Annotated in this window: 11 protein-coding genes; 9 read left to right on the top strand and 2 right to left on the bottom strand. The window is 45.8% G+C overall.

Going from position 1 to position 15,440, the window contains the following annotated elements; translation table 11 throughout:
* Positions 1 to 181 precede the first annotated feature (181 nt).
* The 5 genes from leuA (at position 182) to S4054249_RS19875 (ending at position 5,524) form a co-directional block, all read left to right on the top strand.
* Positions 182 to 1,729: a 2-isopropylmalate synthase gene (leuA, locus tag S4054249_RS19895; protein ID WP_046354571.1), complete on the top strand. Its 1,548-nt coding sequence runs from the start codon at positions 182 to 184 to the stop codon at positions 1,727 to 1,729.
* Entirely contained in the window at positions 1,726 to 2,802 is a 1,077-nt protein-coding gene (gene leuB, locus S4054249_RS19890) for a 3-isopropylmalate dehydrogenase (protein WP_046354572.1), read from the top strand. The genes leuA and leuB overlap by 4 nt, the downstream gene beginning before the upstream one ends.
* Positions 2,803 to 2,831: 29 nt before the next feature.
* Positions 2,832 to 4,235, top strand: a complete 1,404-nt coding sequence (gene leuC, locus S4054249_RS19885; protein ID WP_046354573.1) for a 3-isopropylmalate dehydratase large subunit — start codon at positions 2,832 to 2,834, stop codon at positions 4,233 to 4,235.
* Entirely contained in the window at positions 4,232 to 4,831 is a 600-nt protein-coding gene (gene leuD / locus S4054249_RS19880; protein ID WP_046354574.1) for a 3-isopropylmalate dehydratase small subunit, read from the top strand. Before leuC ends, leuD begins: the two co-directional genes overlap by 4 nt.
* A gap of 90 nt (positions 4,832 to 4,921) precedes the next feature.
* Positions 4,922 to 5,524 carry a hypothetical protein gene (locus S4054249_RS19875; protein ID WP_046354575.1) on the top strand — a complete coding sequence of 201 codons (603 nt, stop codon included), beginning with the start codon at positions 4,922 to 4,924 and terminating at the stop codon, positions 5,522 to 5,524.
* A 21-nt stretch (positions 5,525 to 5,545) separates the two neighbouring features.
* On the opposite strand, the gene S4054249_RS19870 is transcribed toward S4054249_RS19875, so the two are convergent.
* Positions 5,546 to 5,956: a hypothetical protein gene (locus S4054249_RS19870; RefSeq protein ID WP_046354576.1), complete on the bottom strand. Its 411-nt coding sequence runs from the start codon at positions 5,954 to 5,956 to the stop codon at positions 5,546 to 5,548.
* Between the two features lie 59 nt (positions 5,957 to 6,015).
* Between S4054249_RS19870 and S4054249_RS19865 the strand changes: the two genes are divergently transcribed.
* Positions 6,016 to 6,474: a TerB family tellurite resistance protein gene (locus tag S4054249_RS19865; protein WP_046354577.1), complete on the top strand. Its 459-nt coding sequence runs from the start codon at positions 6,016 to 6,018 to the stop codon at positions 6,472 to 6,474.
* Here S4054249_RS19865 and S4054249_RS19860 read toward each other — a convergent pair.
* Entirely contained in the window at positions 6,471 to 7,001 is a 531-nt protein-coding gene (locus S4054249_RS19860; RefSeq protein ID WP_046354578.1) for an RNA polymerase sigma factor, read from the bottom strand. The genes S4054249_RS19865 and S4054249_RS19860 overlap by 4 nt on opposite strands.
* A gap of 277 nt (positions 7,002 to 7,278) precedes the next feature.
* Between S4054249_RS19860 and S4054249_RS19855 the strand changes: the two genes are divergently transcribed.
* From S4054249_RS19855 to S4054249_RS19845, 3 genes are all read left to right on the top strand, one after another.
* Positions 7,279 to 9,711 (top strand): penicillin acylase family protein, encoded by a 2,433-nt coding sequence (locus S4054249_RS19855; protein ID WP_046354579.1) that lies wholly within the window; start codon positions 7,279 to 7,281, stop codon positions 9,709 to 9,711.
* A gap of 56 nt (positions 9,712 to 9,767) precedes the next feature.
* Positions 9,768 to 9,971 (top strand): MbtH family protein, encoded by a 204-nt coding sequence (locus S4054249_RS19850; RefSeq protein WP_046354580.1) that lies wholly within the window; start codon positions 9,768 to 9,770, stop codon positions 9,969 to 9,971.
* A gap of 218 nt (positions 9,972 to 10,189) precedes the next feature.
* On the top strand, positions 10,190 to 15,439 hold the full coding sequence (locus S4054249_RS19845; RefSeq protein ID WP_046354581.1) for a non-ribosomal peptide synthetase: 5,250 nt from the start codon (positions 10,190 to 10,192) through the stop codon (positions 15,437 to 15,439).
* Position 15,440 lies beyond the last annotated feature (1 nt).

The raw sequence follows: 15,440 nt of genomic DNA, 5'->3' as shown, positions 1-15,440 counted from the left end.
ATAATTAATACATCAACAGGTACGATTGCTCACAATGAAAAACATCATGTTACTGACAACTTTGCTTAACCTCTTACTGATTAATTTAGATAAGGGCGGGGCTTAGTTGCGTTTATGAGCAACCAAATAGCAAACCCCGCCAACGAGCGGGGTTTTTTTTTGCGCGAGCGAGGAAATAGGAATGCAGGACAAGGTTTGGATTTTTGATACAACGTTAAGGGATGGCGAGCAAGCACTGAAAGCGAGCTTGACAGAAGAAGATAAGATTCAGTTGGCGCATACTATAAGTCGACTGAACGTCGATGTGATGGAAGTGGGCTTTCCAGTGTCGAGTCCTGCTGATTTTAGATCCGTTCAGCGTATCGCACATGAAGTAAAGGGGCCTGTGATATGTGGCTTGGCCCGTGCAATGCCAAAGGACATTGAAGCGTGTGGATTGGCATTGCAGGGGGCACAAAGACCCCGCATTCATACATTTATTGCAACTAGCCCGCTGCATTTAGAGCATAAATTACGTAAGTCCTTAGATGACGTAATTGAGATGGCTGAGCGTTCGATAAGACAAGCTTTAAAGTATACCGATGATGTTGAGTTTTCCTGTGAGGATGCTGGTCGCACGCCCTATGCTGATTTATGCAAAGTGGTTGAGCGCGCTATCGGAGCTGGTGCCACAACGATTAATATTCCCGACACTGTTGGCTACACCACACCTGATGAGTTTTCAGCCATTATTCATCACTTACGCAACAACGTCCCAAATATTGATAAAGCGAGACTGAGTGTGCATTGCCACAATGACCTAGGGTTAGCAGTTTCAAATTCCATTGCCGCTGTGCAAGCGGGGGCAAGACAGATTGAATGTACTATTAATGGGATTGGGGAGCGCGCAGGGAACTGTTCATTGGAAGAAGTGGCGATGATCATGAAAATGCGTGAAGACCATTTAAAAGTTCATACGGATATTCGCAGTGAAGAGATTTATCGAGCGTCTCGTCAAGTATCGACAATTTGTAATATGCCAGTACAGCCAAATAAGGCCATTGTGGGTGAAAATGCGTTTGCGCACAGTTCTGGCATTCACCAAGACGGTGTTCTAAAAGCACAAAATACCTATGAAATTATGGCGCCGGAAATGGTCGGTGTGCCAAATAATCAACTTAATATGACCTCGCGCTCTGGTCGACACGTTATTGAACATCGCCTCTCTGAGCTGGGTTATCAAGCTGAAGATTATGATATGGACCAGTTGTATAACAGCTTTTTAGAGCTCGCCGATCAGAAAGGCACAGTGTATGACTATGACCTAGAAGCCATGATTTATTTCAATAAAATCGCCGAACAAGACGAGTTTTACCAACTGCAATTTGTCAACGCGTCCTCTAACTCTCAATCCATTGCCAGTGCAACGGTGGGCATGAGCCTTGGTGGCGAACTCGTTCAGGAAGCCGCGACAGGTAATGGTCCTGTTGAGGCTGCATTTTTAGCGATAGAGCGTATCACAGGTCAGGCAGTTGAGATGATCGAATATAACCTTGAAGCCACAGGTCAAGGGGCCAACTCACTTGGCCAAGTTAATATCATTGCAAAATGTGATGGTCGTCAGTATCACGGTGCGGGTCTTGCGGCAGATGTTGTTGAAGCATCGGCTCGAGCCATGATCCGCGTTTACAACTTAATTGATAGGGCGCGCAAAGTGTCAGATCTAAAACAACAAAGGAAAGCAGGATGAATCAAAAAAGTTATCAAGTCGCAGTCTTGGCAGGCGATGGCATAGGACCAGAAGTTATGGCTGCTGCCCAACGAGTGCTTGAGCGCGTTAGCGAAGAATTTGCGTTTAAATTAAATTTGGTTCATCAAGCTATCGGTGGTGCTGCAATCGATGAATTTGGTGAAGCACTGCCAGCTCATACGCTATCAACGTGCGAGCAAGCGGATGCGATTTTATTTGGCTCAGTGGGTGGGCCAAAATGGGCCGATTTGCCACCAGAACAACAGCCTGAGCGCGCGTCACTATTACCGCTAAGAAAGCACTTCGGTTTGTTTTGTAATTTAAGGCCTGCACAGCTTTTACCCGCTCTGAGCGCTGCATCTCCCCTGCGTGAAGATATCAGTGCACAAGGGTTTGATATTTTGTGTGTACGAGAGCTGACCGGCGGTATTTATTTTGGTGAAAAGGGTCGTCAAGGCAGTGGCGAAAATGAATTTGCTTTTGATACACAAAAGTACAGCCGTAAAGAAATTGAGCGTATTGCACGATTTGCTTTTGATGCAGCGCGTTTACGTCGTAACCATGTTACATCGGTTGATAAATCTAATGTACTCGCTTCTAGTGTGCTATGGCGCGAGGTAGTTATTGAAGTGAGTCAAGATTATCCTGATGTAACGCTAGAGCATATTTATATTGATAACGCAGCCATGCAATTGGTGAAGCAACCGAGTCAATTTGATGTGCTTTTATGTGACAATTTATTTGGCGATATATTGTCTGATGAGTGCGCCATGATCACCGGCTCTATGGGGTTATTACCGTCAGCGAGTTTAAATCAGTCAGGGTTTGGTTTGTATGAGCCTGCTGGTGGCTCGGCGCCCGATATTGCAGGAAAGGGCATTGCAAATCCAATTGCACAAATCTTAAGTGCAGCTTTAATGTTACGTTATTCGCTGGGTGAAGATGAGGCAGCCAGACGCATTGAAAAAGCCGTCGCAGAGGCTGTGGCACAAGGGGTGGGCACGCCAGATATTTATCCACAGGGTGGTTATACCACGCAAGATGTTGCCCAAGCGATCGTTGATCGTATTTAAGACTCGTTTTTAAAGGAAGGATGTAGCAAGTGGCACAGACTTTATACGATAAAATTTGGCAATCTCATGCGGTTGCGCAAATTAATGAACAGACTGATTTACTGTATATCGACAGGCATTTAGTGCATGAGGTGACGTCCCCGCAAGCATTTGCAGGCCTACGAGAGAAAAACCGTCCAGTACGTTGCCCTGAAAAAACTTTTGCAACGATGGACCATAACGTATCTACCAAAAGTCGCTCAATTGATGCGGCCAGTGAAGTGAGTAAAAATCAGCTTCAAGCGCTGTCAAATAATTGTGCTGAATTTGGTGTCCAGCTGTATGATTTGGAATCTATTAATCAGGGGATTGTACATGTGATGGGCCCCGAACAAGGGATCACATTGCCTGGCACAACCATAGTATGTGGTGACAGCCATACTTCTACGCATGGTGCTTTTGGGGCATTAGCACATGGTATTGGCACTTCAGAAGTTGAGCATGTGCTGGCAACGCAGACACTGCAGCAGAAAAAAGCCAAGGCGCTTAAAATTCAGATCAATGGGTTACTTCGCCCAACGGTGACTGCAAAAGACTTAATCATGGCGGTGATCGGTGAGCTAGGTACCGCAGGTGGTACCGGCTATGTTGCAGAGTTTTGCGGCACAGCCATAGAGGCATTGTCGATGGAATCACGTATGACGTTATGTAATATGAGCATAGAAATGGGGGCAAAAGCAGGGTTGATTGCACCTGATGAAATAACCTATGCGTATCTTGAAGGGCGTCCCTTTGCGCCAAAAGGTGAAGATTTTAAGCAAGCCGTTGCTTATTGGAAAACGCTGCATTCGGATGATGGTGCGCAGTTTGATCGGGTAGTTGAAATGGAGGCAGAAGACATTCAACCTCAAGTGACGTGGGGTACCAGTCCTGAACAAGTAATAGGTATCGATGAGCCCATTCCAAACCCTGATGAAGAACAAGACCTGATTAAAGCAGACTCTATGCGTTCGGCACTGCGTTATATGGGATTAGAAGCTGGACAGCGATTATCTGATGCCACGGTTGATACTGTATTTATTGGCTCTTGTACTAATAGCCGTATTGAAGATTTACGTGCCGCGGCAAAAATTGTGGAAGGAAAGAAAGTGGCACAAGGTGTAGAAGCGTTAATAGTGCCCGGTTCTGGTTTAGTCAAACAGCAGGCTGAACAAGAAGGGCTGGCTGATATATTTATGGCGGCTGGATTTGAATGGCGTGAGCCTGGTTGCTCAATGTGTTTGGCCATGAATGACGATAGATTAGGTTCAGGCAAGCGCTGTGCATCCACTTCTAATCGTAATTTTGAAGGGCGTCAAGGTCGTGGTGGGCGCACCCATTTAGTCAGTCCCGCAATGGCAGCGGCGGCCGCAATTGCAGGTCGATTTACTGATATTAGAGGAGCGCAGAGATGAGTAAATATCATAGTGGATTAATGGCGCCATTAGATAAAAATAATGTCGATACAGACCAAATCATCCCTAAACAGTTTCTCACTTCGACAAGTCGTGATGGCTTTGATAAAGCACTTTTTTATGATTGGAGATATCTCGATAGTGGCGAGCCAGATCCGGCATTCGTTTTAAACTTTGAACGATATCAAGGCGCAACCGTGCTGTTAACCCGTGATAACTTTGGTTGTGGTTCATCTCGTGAGCATGCACCTTGGGCACTTAAGCAATATGGTTTTAGTGTTATCTTGGCTGAGAGTTTTGCGGATATCTTTTTCAATAATTGTGGCAACAATCAGATGCTTTGCATTGCATTATCGCCAGAGGTGCTGGATGATTTATTTGCAGTGTGTGACGTACATCCCCAGGTGCACATTGAGATTGATCTGGAAAATCAGTTGATATGTAGTGAGTATTTTGCGGATATTTCTTTTGACGTTCGCCCAGATATAAAGGCTAGATTGCTCAGCGGTTTGGATTTTATCGGAGAAACAGAGCAGCTAAATCATCATATTGATGCCTTTGAGCAAAAGTTACAAGCTGCTAGGCCGTGGCAATGATCATTTCGATCGCTGGCTAACCATCGCATTTTTTTGCCATTATGCCAAAGGCGTTTTAGTCTTTGGCTTTTCATATTTAGGAACATATCGATGAATAAGTTTTCAGCTTCTCTATTGGCTGCTGCAACTGTGTTTGCCAGTAGTGCCGCTTTTGCCCGTCCAGCGCCACTTGTCTCTATCCCAACTCATGATGCTTTTTTTGATAAAATTAAAGCGCATTGTGGTAAAGCATATGAAGGCAAAGTGACATTAGATAATCAGGGCCCTAGCGCATTTAGCGAAGAGCGGTTGGTGATGCATGTTCGTCGTTGTAACGAACGTGAGTTGCAAGTTCCATTTCATGTTGGTAAAGATGCGTCACGCACTTGGATCATTACAAAAACTGGTAGTGGTCTGAGCCTTAAGCACGACCACCGTCATAAGGATGGCAGTGATGATAAATCGACTATGTATGGTGGTCACACTGTCGATGCGGGTTTTGACAATGTGCAATCGTTCCCAGCTGATCAATATTCAAAAGAGCTATTCATTAAGCATGCTATTCCACAATCAATGGGTAATACATGGCAGATGTTCATCTATGATGACAAGTTCACTTACCGCTTGATCCGTCAAGGACGTGAGTTTAGAGTTGATTTTGACTTAACTAAACCAGTTAAAGCACCAAAAGCACCTTGGGGATATAAAGACTAATGAGGTTTTTAAACCAGCGCTTTATTGTTTAGTGCTGGTTTTTGACGCACTATTTACTTCTTTTATACACTTTACTTCAGCTCTCAAATCAGGTTGATAAGGGCGAGGGTAAAGCGGTAAACGGTCAAACTTTTGTACACCACCATGCAACAATATCTGTGGTTGGTCGCCACGGCATAGGGATTGACTATGGCGCAGTAAAAAAATACTTTGTTGCGAAAAATGCTCGTAAGAATCCGCTTTTATCTGTAAATAATAGTGGTCATCGTTATACTTGATTTGTTCGTAATGAATTTGATGGTCAAAATCATAGTATTTTTCAGGAACACCTATTTTATTTGGCGTGAAGCTACATGCACTGAGCAAGCTTAAGGACGTTAATATCAGCACTTTTACAGCGATTTTGTTTCTAAGTGTTGTGCGAAATTGCATGTTTACATAGCACCATTGAAAGGGTATCTGTCTGTTAATTGTATCAAAAGGGGCGACAATTGTTAGAACGTATTCGGTTATTTTTGGCTAAATTAGACGCTCAGCCTCAGCAAGAGACGCAGGTAGATTTTGCGACCGCTTTAGGTGCGTTGATGGTTGAGGTGATGAGGGCCGATAATGATATTGCGCCTGATGAATTAAAGATGATAACTCAGTTATTGCAGCAGCATTGCCAGCTATCGGCGCATAGCAGTGATCTGATTTGTAATCAGGCGCAGCAGTTAGTTGATGAAGCGATTGACTTGCATCGCTTTGTTAAAGTGGTCAATGACCATACCAGTGAAGAAGCGCGCATTGAAGTGATTGAGTTATTGTGGATGGTTGCATTTGCAGATGGCAAATTGGACCCTCAGGAAGATTACACCGTTCGCAAGTTAGCGGGGCTGATGTACGTATCTCATGGCGACTTTATTGCCGCCAAGCTCAATGTAAAAGGTATTTTAGGTTTACCTGATTAGTGCGCTACAACGGCACCTGCCTGCAATTCATTTTGGCATGATTGAATGGCTTCTTTGATCATAAAGTTCACTAACGTTGGTGAAATGTGGTACATCTTGGCGATTTCTTTTTGTTTTAAGCGGCCATCTCGATAAAAGCTCACCACATTTTGATGGCGTTTAGACAGCTTACCTATGGTGCTATTTACTTTGTCAGATAATTGCGCGTCAATGTAGCGGTCTTCAATATTTGAGCTTTCATCGTCGAACTGTTCTGTTTGGATTGATTCCAAATCAACCAAAGATTCTCGATTTTGTTTTCGGATCATATCAATAGCAATGTTTCTTGCAACTTGATAGCAATAGCTTTTGGTGTTTTTAACCTGGCAATCTTGGCACTTTGACATACCAGATAAGCGTAAAAACGTATCCTGTAAGGCGTCCTCGGCCAGATATGGGCAGCGTAGGATATTATTCAAATAAGCCAGTAATTTTGCTTCATTCTCAGCAATCACCTTAGACCACTTGTTGCACAGCTGCACTGTCATTTACTCCTATTTGTCCTAAAAGTTAATCCGTAATAGATAATGCGAATTATTATCACTATTATGTTATTTTGATCTTCTATTAACAGTCAAGTGTTTTGTGTGGTTTTGCTAATTAAACGCAAATTAACCAAGGGTTAAAAACAAGTGCTTTTTTGTAACCTTAATTGCTTATTTTGCAACAAACATTCTTGTTATTTTCTTTGGTTTTTTACGGTTTGTATCGTCTTGAGTGCACGGGTTTAAATTTTTAACAGTGTTTAAGAACTTAAGGAAAGTTATGAAGTTAAAATCTACATTAGTACCTATTTTGGCTGCTTTTGCCTTGTCTGGTGTCCACATTGGCGCACAGGCAAGCACAGCGTCCATGAATCTGAGCGAAGATGTCAAGATCACGCGTACCAAGCATGGTATTCCGCATATTCAAGCAAAGTCTCTATTCGGCTTAGGCTATGGTAATGCGTATGCGCAGGCACAAGATCATGCGTGTATTTTGGCGGATGGGTATGTGCGTGTGAAAGGCGAACGTGCGAAGTATCTTGGGCCACATAAAAACGGCCAAGATAACTTTTTTGTTAGCCTAGATTTAGGATATAAAATCATTGACTTACGTGGTCGAGTTGAGCGCGAATATGCCAACCTGTCTGCGGATACACGCGCATTGGCAGAGGGGTTTGCTGCGGGTTATAACCAGTACCTTCAAGATGTCAATCTGGGCAACGCGACTTTGGCACCAGCATGTGACGGCAAAGCATGGGTTAAGCCGATTGAAGGCGTAGATGTGGTTGCATCGGTATTAGCGTCTGCGGTTCAAAACAGCATAGGTCGTTTACTGGTACAAATTCTTCAAGCAAATCCAGGTACAGGCACAGAATGGCTCCCTGTGATTGCCAAACAAGAAAGTGAAGCGTCACAGCCGTGGTTAATGGCCAGCAATACGGATTATAAGCCAAAGCAACTTACGCAGGGTTCAAACGGTTGGGCATTGGGTCATGAAGTGACCAGCAATGGCCGTGGTTTATTACTAGCAAACCCACATTTCCCATTTAATGGTAATTTGAGATTTTGGGCTAACCACGCCAGTGTAGAAGGTGACTTTAGCACCATGGGTGCGTCAGTGGTGGGTGTACCAGGTATCGTGAATATTGGCTTTAACCAAAATATTGCTTGGACACATACTTACTCAGCAGCACGTCATGAAGTGATTTATCAGCTTGAGCTAAACCCTGCTAATCCACTGCAGTATAAGTTCGATGGTCAGTGGCAAGATATTGAGAAGAAACAGGTTAACGTTGACGTGTTGACGCCGATGGGCGTGATCACCATGAAGAAAGACTACTTCACGACGCCAATTGGTTATGTGCTTGAAGATCAGAAAAACTTCAAGTGGGATGACAAAAATGCCTATGTTGTACGCGACACCAATTTAAATAACTTGGAAGGGATTGATCATTGGTTGGCAATGAATCGCGCTAATAACCTAGATGAGTTCATCGATACCTTTAAAACGCTAGATGGTTTGGCGTTTAACAATACTCTTGTGGCAGACAATCAAGGTGAAGTGTTCTACATCGATGATTCTAACGTGCCTGATTTACCTGCGATGGGTGAAGAGCTGCTGCGTTCGCATCCGGTGATTTCACAAGTGTATAAAAACACGCGTATGGCTGTTTTACCGGGTACTAGCAGTGCATTGGTCTACCAGCAAGAAGTCCCTTACGAGCGTGCACCTAAATTACGCCGTCAAGATTATGTACAAAATGCCAATAACTCATACTGGTTGACGAACCTAAATGAAAAACTGACAGGCTACTCGCCGTTGTATGGCCATACTGATTATAAGCAAACACGTCGTACGCGTTACAACTTAAACCTACTGCGTTTTGCCCGTGGTGCAGATGGTAAATTTGACCGTAATGAATTAGAAAGCATTGTCACAGGTACCAGCGCGTCGTTTGAGCTTTACAAACCAACGGTGATGGCTGCGTGTGCACTGTATGCAGGCCAAACGCTTAAAGTAACTGACACCTTAAGTATGCCTGTCGATCCAGCATGTCGTGCATTCGCAAAATGGGATGGCAAATTTAATGCAGACTCTGTGTCTGCACCGCTTGCAAAAGAGTTCTTCAGCTTATTGGAAGATGAAAACTTACTCGTGCAATTTAATCCTGTATTCCCAGCAGTCACGCCAAGTATTGTTAAAGCTGATAAGGCGACCTTGGTTAAATTATTAGCCGCTAGTAAGCACCTTGAAAATGCAGGCTTCGCCATTGATGCGCCATTAGGTGAGTTGCAGTACTTGCAAAAGGGTGACCGTCGTATCCCTTGGCCAGGTGCTGAGCACAACAGTGGTGGCTTTAATATCTATTCGACAACCAATGCAATGGATCTGACTTCGTTTGCACCACAACTGGCGCCGCCTTTAAAAGAAGTGTTAAACGAAAATTGGACAGTGAGCACCGGCTTGAGCACGGACGGCTATCCAATCAACTATGGTTCTAGCTGGATGATGGTGGTTGGCTTCGATCAACACGGTCCGCAAGCCCGTGGTCTATTGACTTACTCGCAGAGTAATAATCCAAATTCACCACACTTTTCTGATGCTAGTGAGCACTATGCAGCAGGCAAAGGGTTGATTGATTTGCCGTACACAGATGCACAGATCAAGCAAAATAAAGTCAGTGAAATCACACTTAGCGTGAAAAAAGACTAAAAATCCTAGACTGTCGCGCGTCACAGTGGCGACAGTCTAATTTTTGGAAAAATGTGATGAGCTTTGACAACGAAAATGGCACTTTTAAAGTAATCATTAACCACGAAGAACAATACTCTTTATGGCCGAGTTACAAGACGATACCCGGTGGCTGGCAAGACACAGGTGTGAGTGGCGATAAAGCAACTTGCCTTGAACATATCAAAACGCATTGGACTGATATGCGCCCGTTAAGCTTACGCCAAGCCATGGTGCAATAGTTCAGGCCAATTAGTGAGAGTGAGTCAGGTAGTCAGTGATTTAGGCGAAGCCATATCCTGACTTTGTAGACTCTGCTATCACTTCATATTGCGATCAGGCGGACCCCGCCATACAACACTCAATTACTTAAGCGCATTAAGCATTTTCTCGACATAGTGTGAGCAGTAAAAGCACCAAACACGATGCGCATTGCTAGTTATATCTCATGGAGTAAATCATGAACGCCATTACCATCATGGATCATTTAGCGCAGCATGTTGCGCAGCAGCCAGACAAAACGGCGCTGGTATGTGTTGATAAAAAAGCACACACACCATGGAGCTATGGAGAGCTGTATGCACAGAGCTTAATGGTGGCCAGCCATTTAAAAAATCACGTTGTGGCAGGCGACAGAGCGCTGATCTTGATGGATACCGGCATTGAGTACGTGACCAGCTTTTTAGCTTGCCAGTATTTAGGTGTGACTGCCATTCCTAGCTTTCCGCCAGAATCGACCAAAGCCCAGCATATTGCGCGTACTGTGGGGATTGCAGAAGATTCAGAAGCGGCACTTGTGCTGACAACAGCACGCTATACTGCCACAGTTGAGGCATTGGTTGAGCAAGTAAATGGCAGTAAAATGCTGGTGATTGACGAGTTTTGTGAGCAAATCGAAGACGTCGAGCGCTACCCCGCCAGCAGTGATGACATTGCATTTTTACAATACACCTCAGGTTCAACGGCAAAACCCAAAGGGGTAATGGTCAGTCATGGCAACTTGATTGCCAATGAAAAAGCCATTGCTGAGGGCCTAGAGAACAGTCGCGATGATATCATAGTTAGCTGGTTGCCACTGTTCCATGACATGGGCTTGATTGGCGGGTTACTACAACCGATATATACCGGTTTTAAATTGATCTTGTGTTCACCGCGTTATTTTATGGAACGCCCAGCGCGCTGGCTACAGTTGATTTCCCAATACCGCGCCACCATCAGTGGCGGCCCTGATTTTTCTTATCGTCTGTGTATCGAGCGCATTAAAGACAAGCAAATTGCAGACATTGACTTGAGCAGTTTACGGGTGTTTTTCTCCGGTGCAGAGCCCATTCGTCACGACACCTTACTGAACTTTGCCAACAAATATGCAGCGCAAGGTTTTGATAGCAAGGCACTTTACCCCTGTTATGGTCTTGCCGAAGGCACTTTATATGTGACTGGCAGTATTCCTGCACAGGGCGCGGTCATTAAGGCATTTGATAATCAAGCCTTGGCATCGGGTAAAGCGGTGTATCAGCAAGTGGCAGATACGCGTGACACTGAAGAATATGGCCATCAGGTGGGGTGTGGCGTATCAGCCAGTGAACACCAAGTGCGCATAACCTGCTCAGCTAGTTTTGATGAAGTTGCAGAGGGCGGTATTGGTGAGATCTGGGCGAGCGGTCCAAGTATTGCACTGGGGTATTGGCGCAATGATAAAGCCACACAAGAGACATTTGTTGAACACGTAGGCAAGCGCTGGCTGCGCACAGGGGATGTTGGTTACATTCATGATGGTCAACTTTACATTTCTGGTCGCCAAAAAGATTTGATCATCATGAATGGTCACAATGTCTATCCACAAGATATTGAGCGTGCAATTGAAGGTGCCATCAGCTTTGTGCGTCAAGGTCGCGTCTCGGCATTTCCGGTACCGAGCGAAGAAAGCGGTGAAGGCATAGGTATTGCCATTGAAACCGCCAATGTGTATCGCAATGAGGTGCCAGCGCAACAAAGCGCAAAAATTATCAGAGATTTTATCATTGAGCAATTTGGTCATTGCCCTGAGTTGGTGGTGCTACTAGATCAAGGCGGATTGCCAAAAACCTCCAGCGGTAAATTACAGCGCAGCGCGTGCATGAAATTACTTAATGAGGAAAAGCTGGCGACCTACGGGGTATTTAACCTAGCTCAATTGCAGCAGCTATCCATCAGTCATGGCGGTGAAGATCAGGAAGGCTGGGATACCCTCACACATACCTTAGCTGAGTTGTGGCAAGAGGTGCTTCGCTATCCAGTGAATAGCAATGATGCCGATTTTTTTGCTTTAGGTGGCAGCTCGATTAAGGCCGCTTTGCTACTGGCAAAGGTACAAGAGACATGCGAGTGCCAAATTGATCCGACAGCGGTGTTTGCAGCGCATAAATTTACTGATTTTTGTCAACTGGTACGAGAGAGTATCAACACCAAAGCACATCAAGTGGCGATCCCTGCACTGGCCCAAACCGCTTATCCACTGAGCGCACAGCAACAAAGGCAATTGTTCTTATGGCAACTTGAGCCTACAAGTAGCGCATATCATATTGGTGCCAGCTTAACGCTGCATGGGGATGTCATCGACACGCACTTACAAACTGCGCTTAAACAGGTGTTAGAGCAGCAGGGCGCCTTGCGACATGCGTATGTGAAAGATCAAGACGGACAATGGCAGCAGCGCTTAACCGAGCAGCCGCTGAACTGGCAGTCGCTTGATGTGACTGGGCAGTCTGACACGGAGATTACAGCATGGAATGAGGCATTTTATCAGCAACCATTTGCGCTGGAAAAAGGCGAAAACTTGAGAGCTGCGCTGTTAAAACGTGCAGAAGGTCGCTTTGAATTGGTGCTGGTGATGCACCATATCGCCAGTGATGCTTGGAGTTTTGATCTCATTCTTGCGAATATCAGCCACTCTTATCAGTTGCTTGTGGAGAATAAGACGTTAGCCCGCATACCGCAGACGATTAATTATGGTGATTTTGCCGCTTGGCAGCAGCAGTGGTTATCCAGTGCCGACGCGCATAGCCAGCTCTCGTATTGGCAGCAATTGTTGCAAGGCAGTGATGATGAAGAGCTACTTACGCCACAGCATGTCAGGCAACCTAACGGTCCTGCGCCGATGCAAAGTCAAACACTACAACTGTCTTATCAAGAAGTTGAGCAGCTTCAAGCGCTTGCGCATCGCCATGGTGCAAGTTTATTCATGTTATTGCTCAGTAGCTTGCAGGTGTTTTTCTACCGCTATGCTGGCAAACACACGCCGCGCATTGGCGTGCCGGTGGCGAATCGTCGCTATTCAGAGTTGCATTCTTTGGTGGGTTTTTTCATCAATACTCTGGTTCAGCGCAATACATTGTCTGCACAGCAAAGCTTTGTTGAGGTGTTAGCGGCAACCAAAGAGCAGGTGATTGCGGCACAACAAAATCAGGATTTACCGTTTGAAAAATTAGTTGAAACACTCAACCCAGATCGTAGCCTAGGGCAAAATCCGCTATTTCAGGTGATGTTTAACCACCTTGAGCAGGATGTGCAGCAAGCGCTTGACTTGTCTGGCGTTGCGGTGGATAAAGTGGTGGCACTGCAATCGCAAGCTCAGTTTGATTTGAGCATAGACTCGCGTTTGTTAAATGATGGTGCCTTATTGTTGGAGTTCCAATATAACGCAGCCCTATTTGACGCCGAATATATGCAGTCGGTGGTGCTTGCCTTCAATACTTTACTGCGCAATGCGGTGGCTGAGCCGACGACAGCGATAGGCAATTTAGCGACCCATACGCAAAAAACACAGGTGATCGCTCAAGGTCAGGGCACAGCGGTAACATTACCGGATACATCTTGGTTAGATGCCATCAGTGAGATTGCGCACTCTGAGCCTGCGCGCACTGCGGTGATTTATAACGATCAGCACTATAGCTATGAGTGGCTTGAGCTGACCTCAAACCGCCTAGCTCATGGCTTAGTGGCAAAAGGCTTAAGCACGGAATCTGTCGTTGGTGTGATGCAAAGCAGAAAGCCACTGATGCTGGCAAGCACGTTGGCATGTCTTAAAGCGGGGGCCGCTTATTTGCCGCTCGATAAGCAATTCCCAGCGGATAAGTTGCAGCATATGCTCACTGACAGTGGCTGCCAAGCCATACTCAGTGATGACACCGAACTGACGGTCACATTTGACGGCATGTTATTGTCGCCACAAATCCTTTTGGGAGAGCACCATCTCAATACGGGGGCGCCAGAAGTAGCATGCCATTGTCAGCAAACCGCATACCTCAATTATACCTCTGGCTCGACTGGCAAAGCCAAAGGCGTTGCCATTGAGTTAGGCGCATTGTCTCGTTATATCGAGTCGGCCAAGCAGTTTATCAACTTACAAGCGGATGATGTCGTGCTGCAATTTGCCACAGCGAACTTTGATGCGTTTGTTGAGCAGCTCTTCCCAACATGGGCTGTGGGTGCTGCGGTATTACTGCGCGGCGATGCCTTGTGGGATGCTGATACCCTTTATCAGCAGGCACAAAAGCATAATGTAGCGGTGATGGATTTAAGCGCTGCGTATTGGCGCAGTATCAGCGCCAGTTGGGCGCGTAAAGCGCAGCAAGCCGCATTGGTCTTACCTAAATTAAGACAAGTTCACTCAGGCGGCGAGGCCATGTCTGTGGCGGGTATTCAAGACTGGCAAAACACAGGTTTGTCGCAGGTACGACTACTTAATACCTATGGCCCGACGGAAATCGTCGTCGAAGCGGCAATCCACCCTTGCCAAGATTTTACCGCGCATGGCCAAGAGAATCAGTCAGTCCCTCTGGGTCACGCTTTAGCCGGACGCAAACTGTATATCCTTGATGACAACTTGGAGACAGTCCCCCATGGTCAAGTGGGTCAGTTGTTTGTAGGTGGTGATATTTTAGCGCGTGGCTACTGGGCACAGCCGGAAATGACAGCGACACGCTTTATTGCGGATCCATTTAGCGACGATGGCGCGCGTATGTATGCCACTGGTGATATGGTCAGCTGGCAAGGCGAGGCCTTGATGTATCACGGACGCAACGATCATCAGGTGAAAATTCGTGGTTTTCGTGTTGAGCTAGGTGAAATTGAGCAGCACTTGAGCCAATTACCTGATGTAGAGATGGCGGTTGTGGTGACGGAGCAGCAAGCGCATGGGTTGGGTTTAATCGCTTATATTCAAAGTGGTAAATACAGCGATGCAGGATTTGCCGATAAGTTAAAAAGGGCGCTGGGTGAGCGCATGCCTGCATACATGGTGCCTAGCGATATTCTGGTGCTGGAAACACTGCCAGTAAACGCCAGCGGCAAGTTGGAGCGCAATCAGCTGCCTAAAATTGAGCGTGTGGCAAAAGCCGTGGAGCTTGCGCAAAACGACACTGAGCGCGCCATTGCCGAGATCTGGCAAAAACACCTTAAAACCCCAGATATCGATCGTCACGCCAACTTTTTTGATGTGGGCGGACATTCGCTATTACTGATGGCGGTGTATGAAGAGTTAAAGCTTCAATATCCAAATTTACAAATGACAGAGTTGTTTGCGCATCCAAGTATTGCCAGCTTGGCGACATTGCTTGGCGGTGCGCAGTCAAATACAGCCCCTGTTACCCCTAAAAAACCAAGTGGCGCGAAACAAAAACGCGGCATGGGCGCGATTGCCGCGCGTAAAAGAAAAGCAAGAGAATCTTAAT

It is taken from the genome of Pseudoalteromonas luteoviolacea (genome assembly GCF_001750165.1).
Lineage (GTDB): Bacteria > Pseudomonadota > Gammaproteobacteria > Enterobacterales > Alteromonadaceae > Pseudoalteromonas > Pseudoalteromonas luteoviolacea_G.
This window is presented reverse-complemented; position numbering and strand designations above follow the sequence as displayed.

Excerpts from the sequence above, each read along its gene's own strand:
- leuA (WP_046354571.1), top strand. The coding sequence starts at position 182 with ATGCAGGACAAGGTTTGGATTTTTGATACAACGTTAAGGGATGGCGAG.
- leuB (WP_046354572.1), top strand. The coding sequence starts at position 1,726 with ATGAATCAAAAAAGTTATCAAGTCGCAGTCTTGGCAGGCGATGGCATA.
- leuD (WP_046354574.1), top strand. The coding sequence starts at position 4,232 with ATGAGTAAATATCATAGTGGATTAATGGCGCCATTAGATAAAAATAAT.
- S4054249_RS19875 (WP_046354575.1), top strand. The coding sequence starts at position 4,922 with ATGAATAAGTTTTCAGCTTCTCTATTGGCTGCTGCAACTGTGTTTGCC.
- S4054249_RS19870 (WP_046354576.1), bottom strand. The coding sequence starts at position 5,956 with ATGCAATTTCGCACAACACTTAGAAACAAAATCGCTGTAAAAGTGCTG.
- S4054249_RS19860 (WP_046354578.1), bottom strand. The coding sequence starts at position 7,001 with ATGACAGTGCAGCTGTGCAACAAGTGGTCTAAGGTGATTGCTGAGAAT.
- S4054249_RS19855 (WP_046354579.1), top strand. The coding sequence starts at position 7,279 with ATGAAGTTAAAATCTACATTAGTACCTATTTTGGCTGCTTTTGCCTTG.
- S4054249_RS19850 (WP_046354580.1), top strand. The coding sequence starts at position 9,768 with ATGAGCTTTGACAACGAAAATGGCACTTTTAAAGTAATCATTAACCAC.
- S4054249_RS19845 (WP_046354581.1), top strand. The coding sequence starts at position 10,190 with ATGAACGCCATTACCATCATGGATCATTTAGCGCAGCATGTTGCGCAG.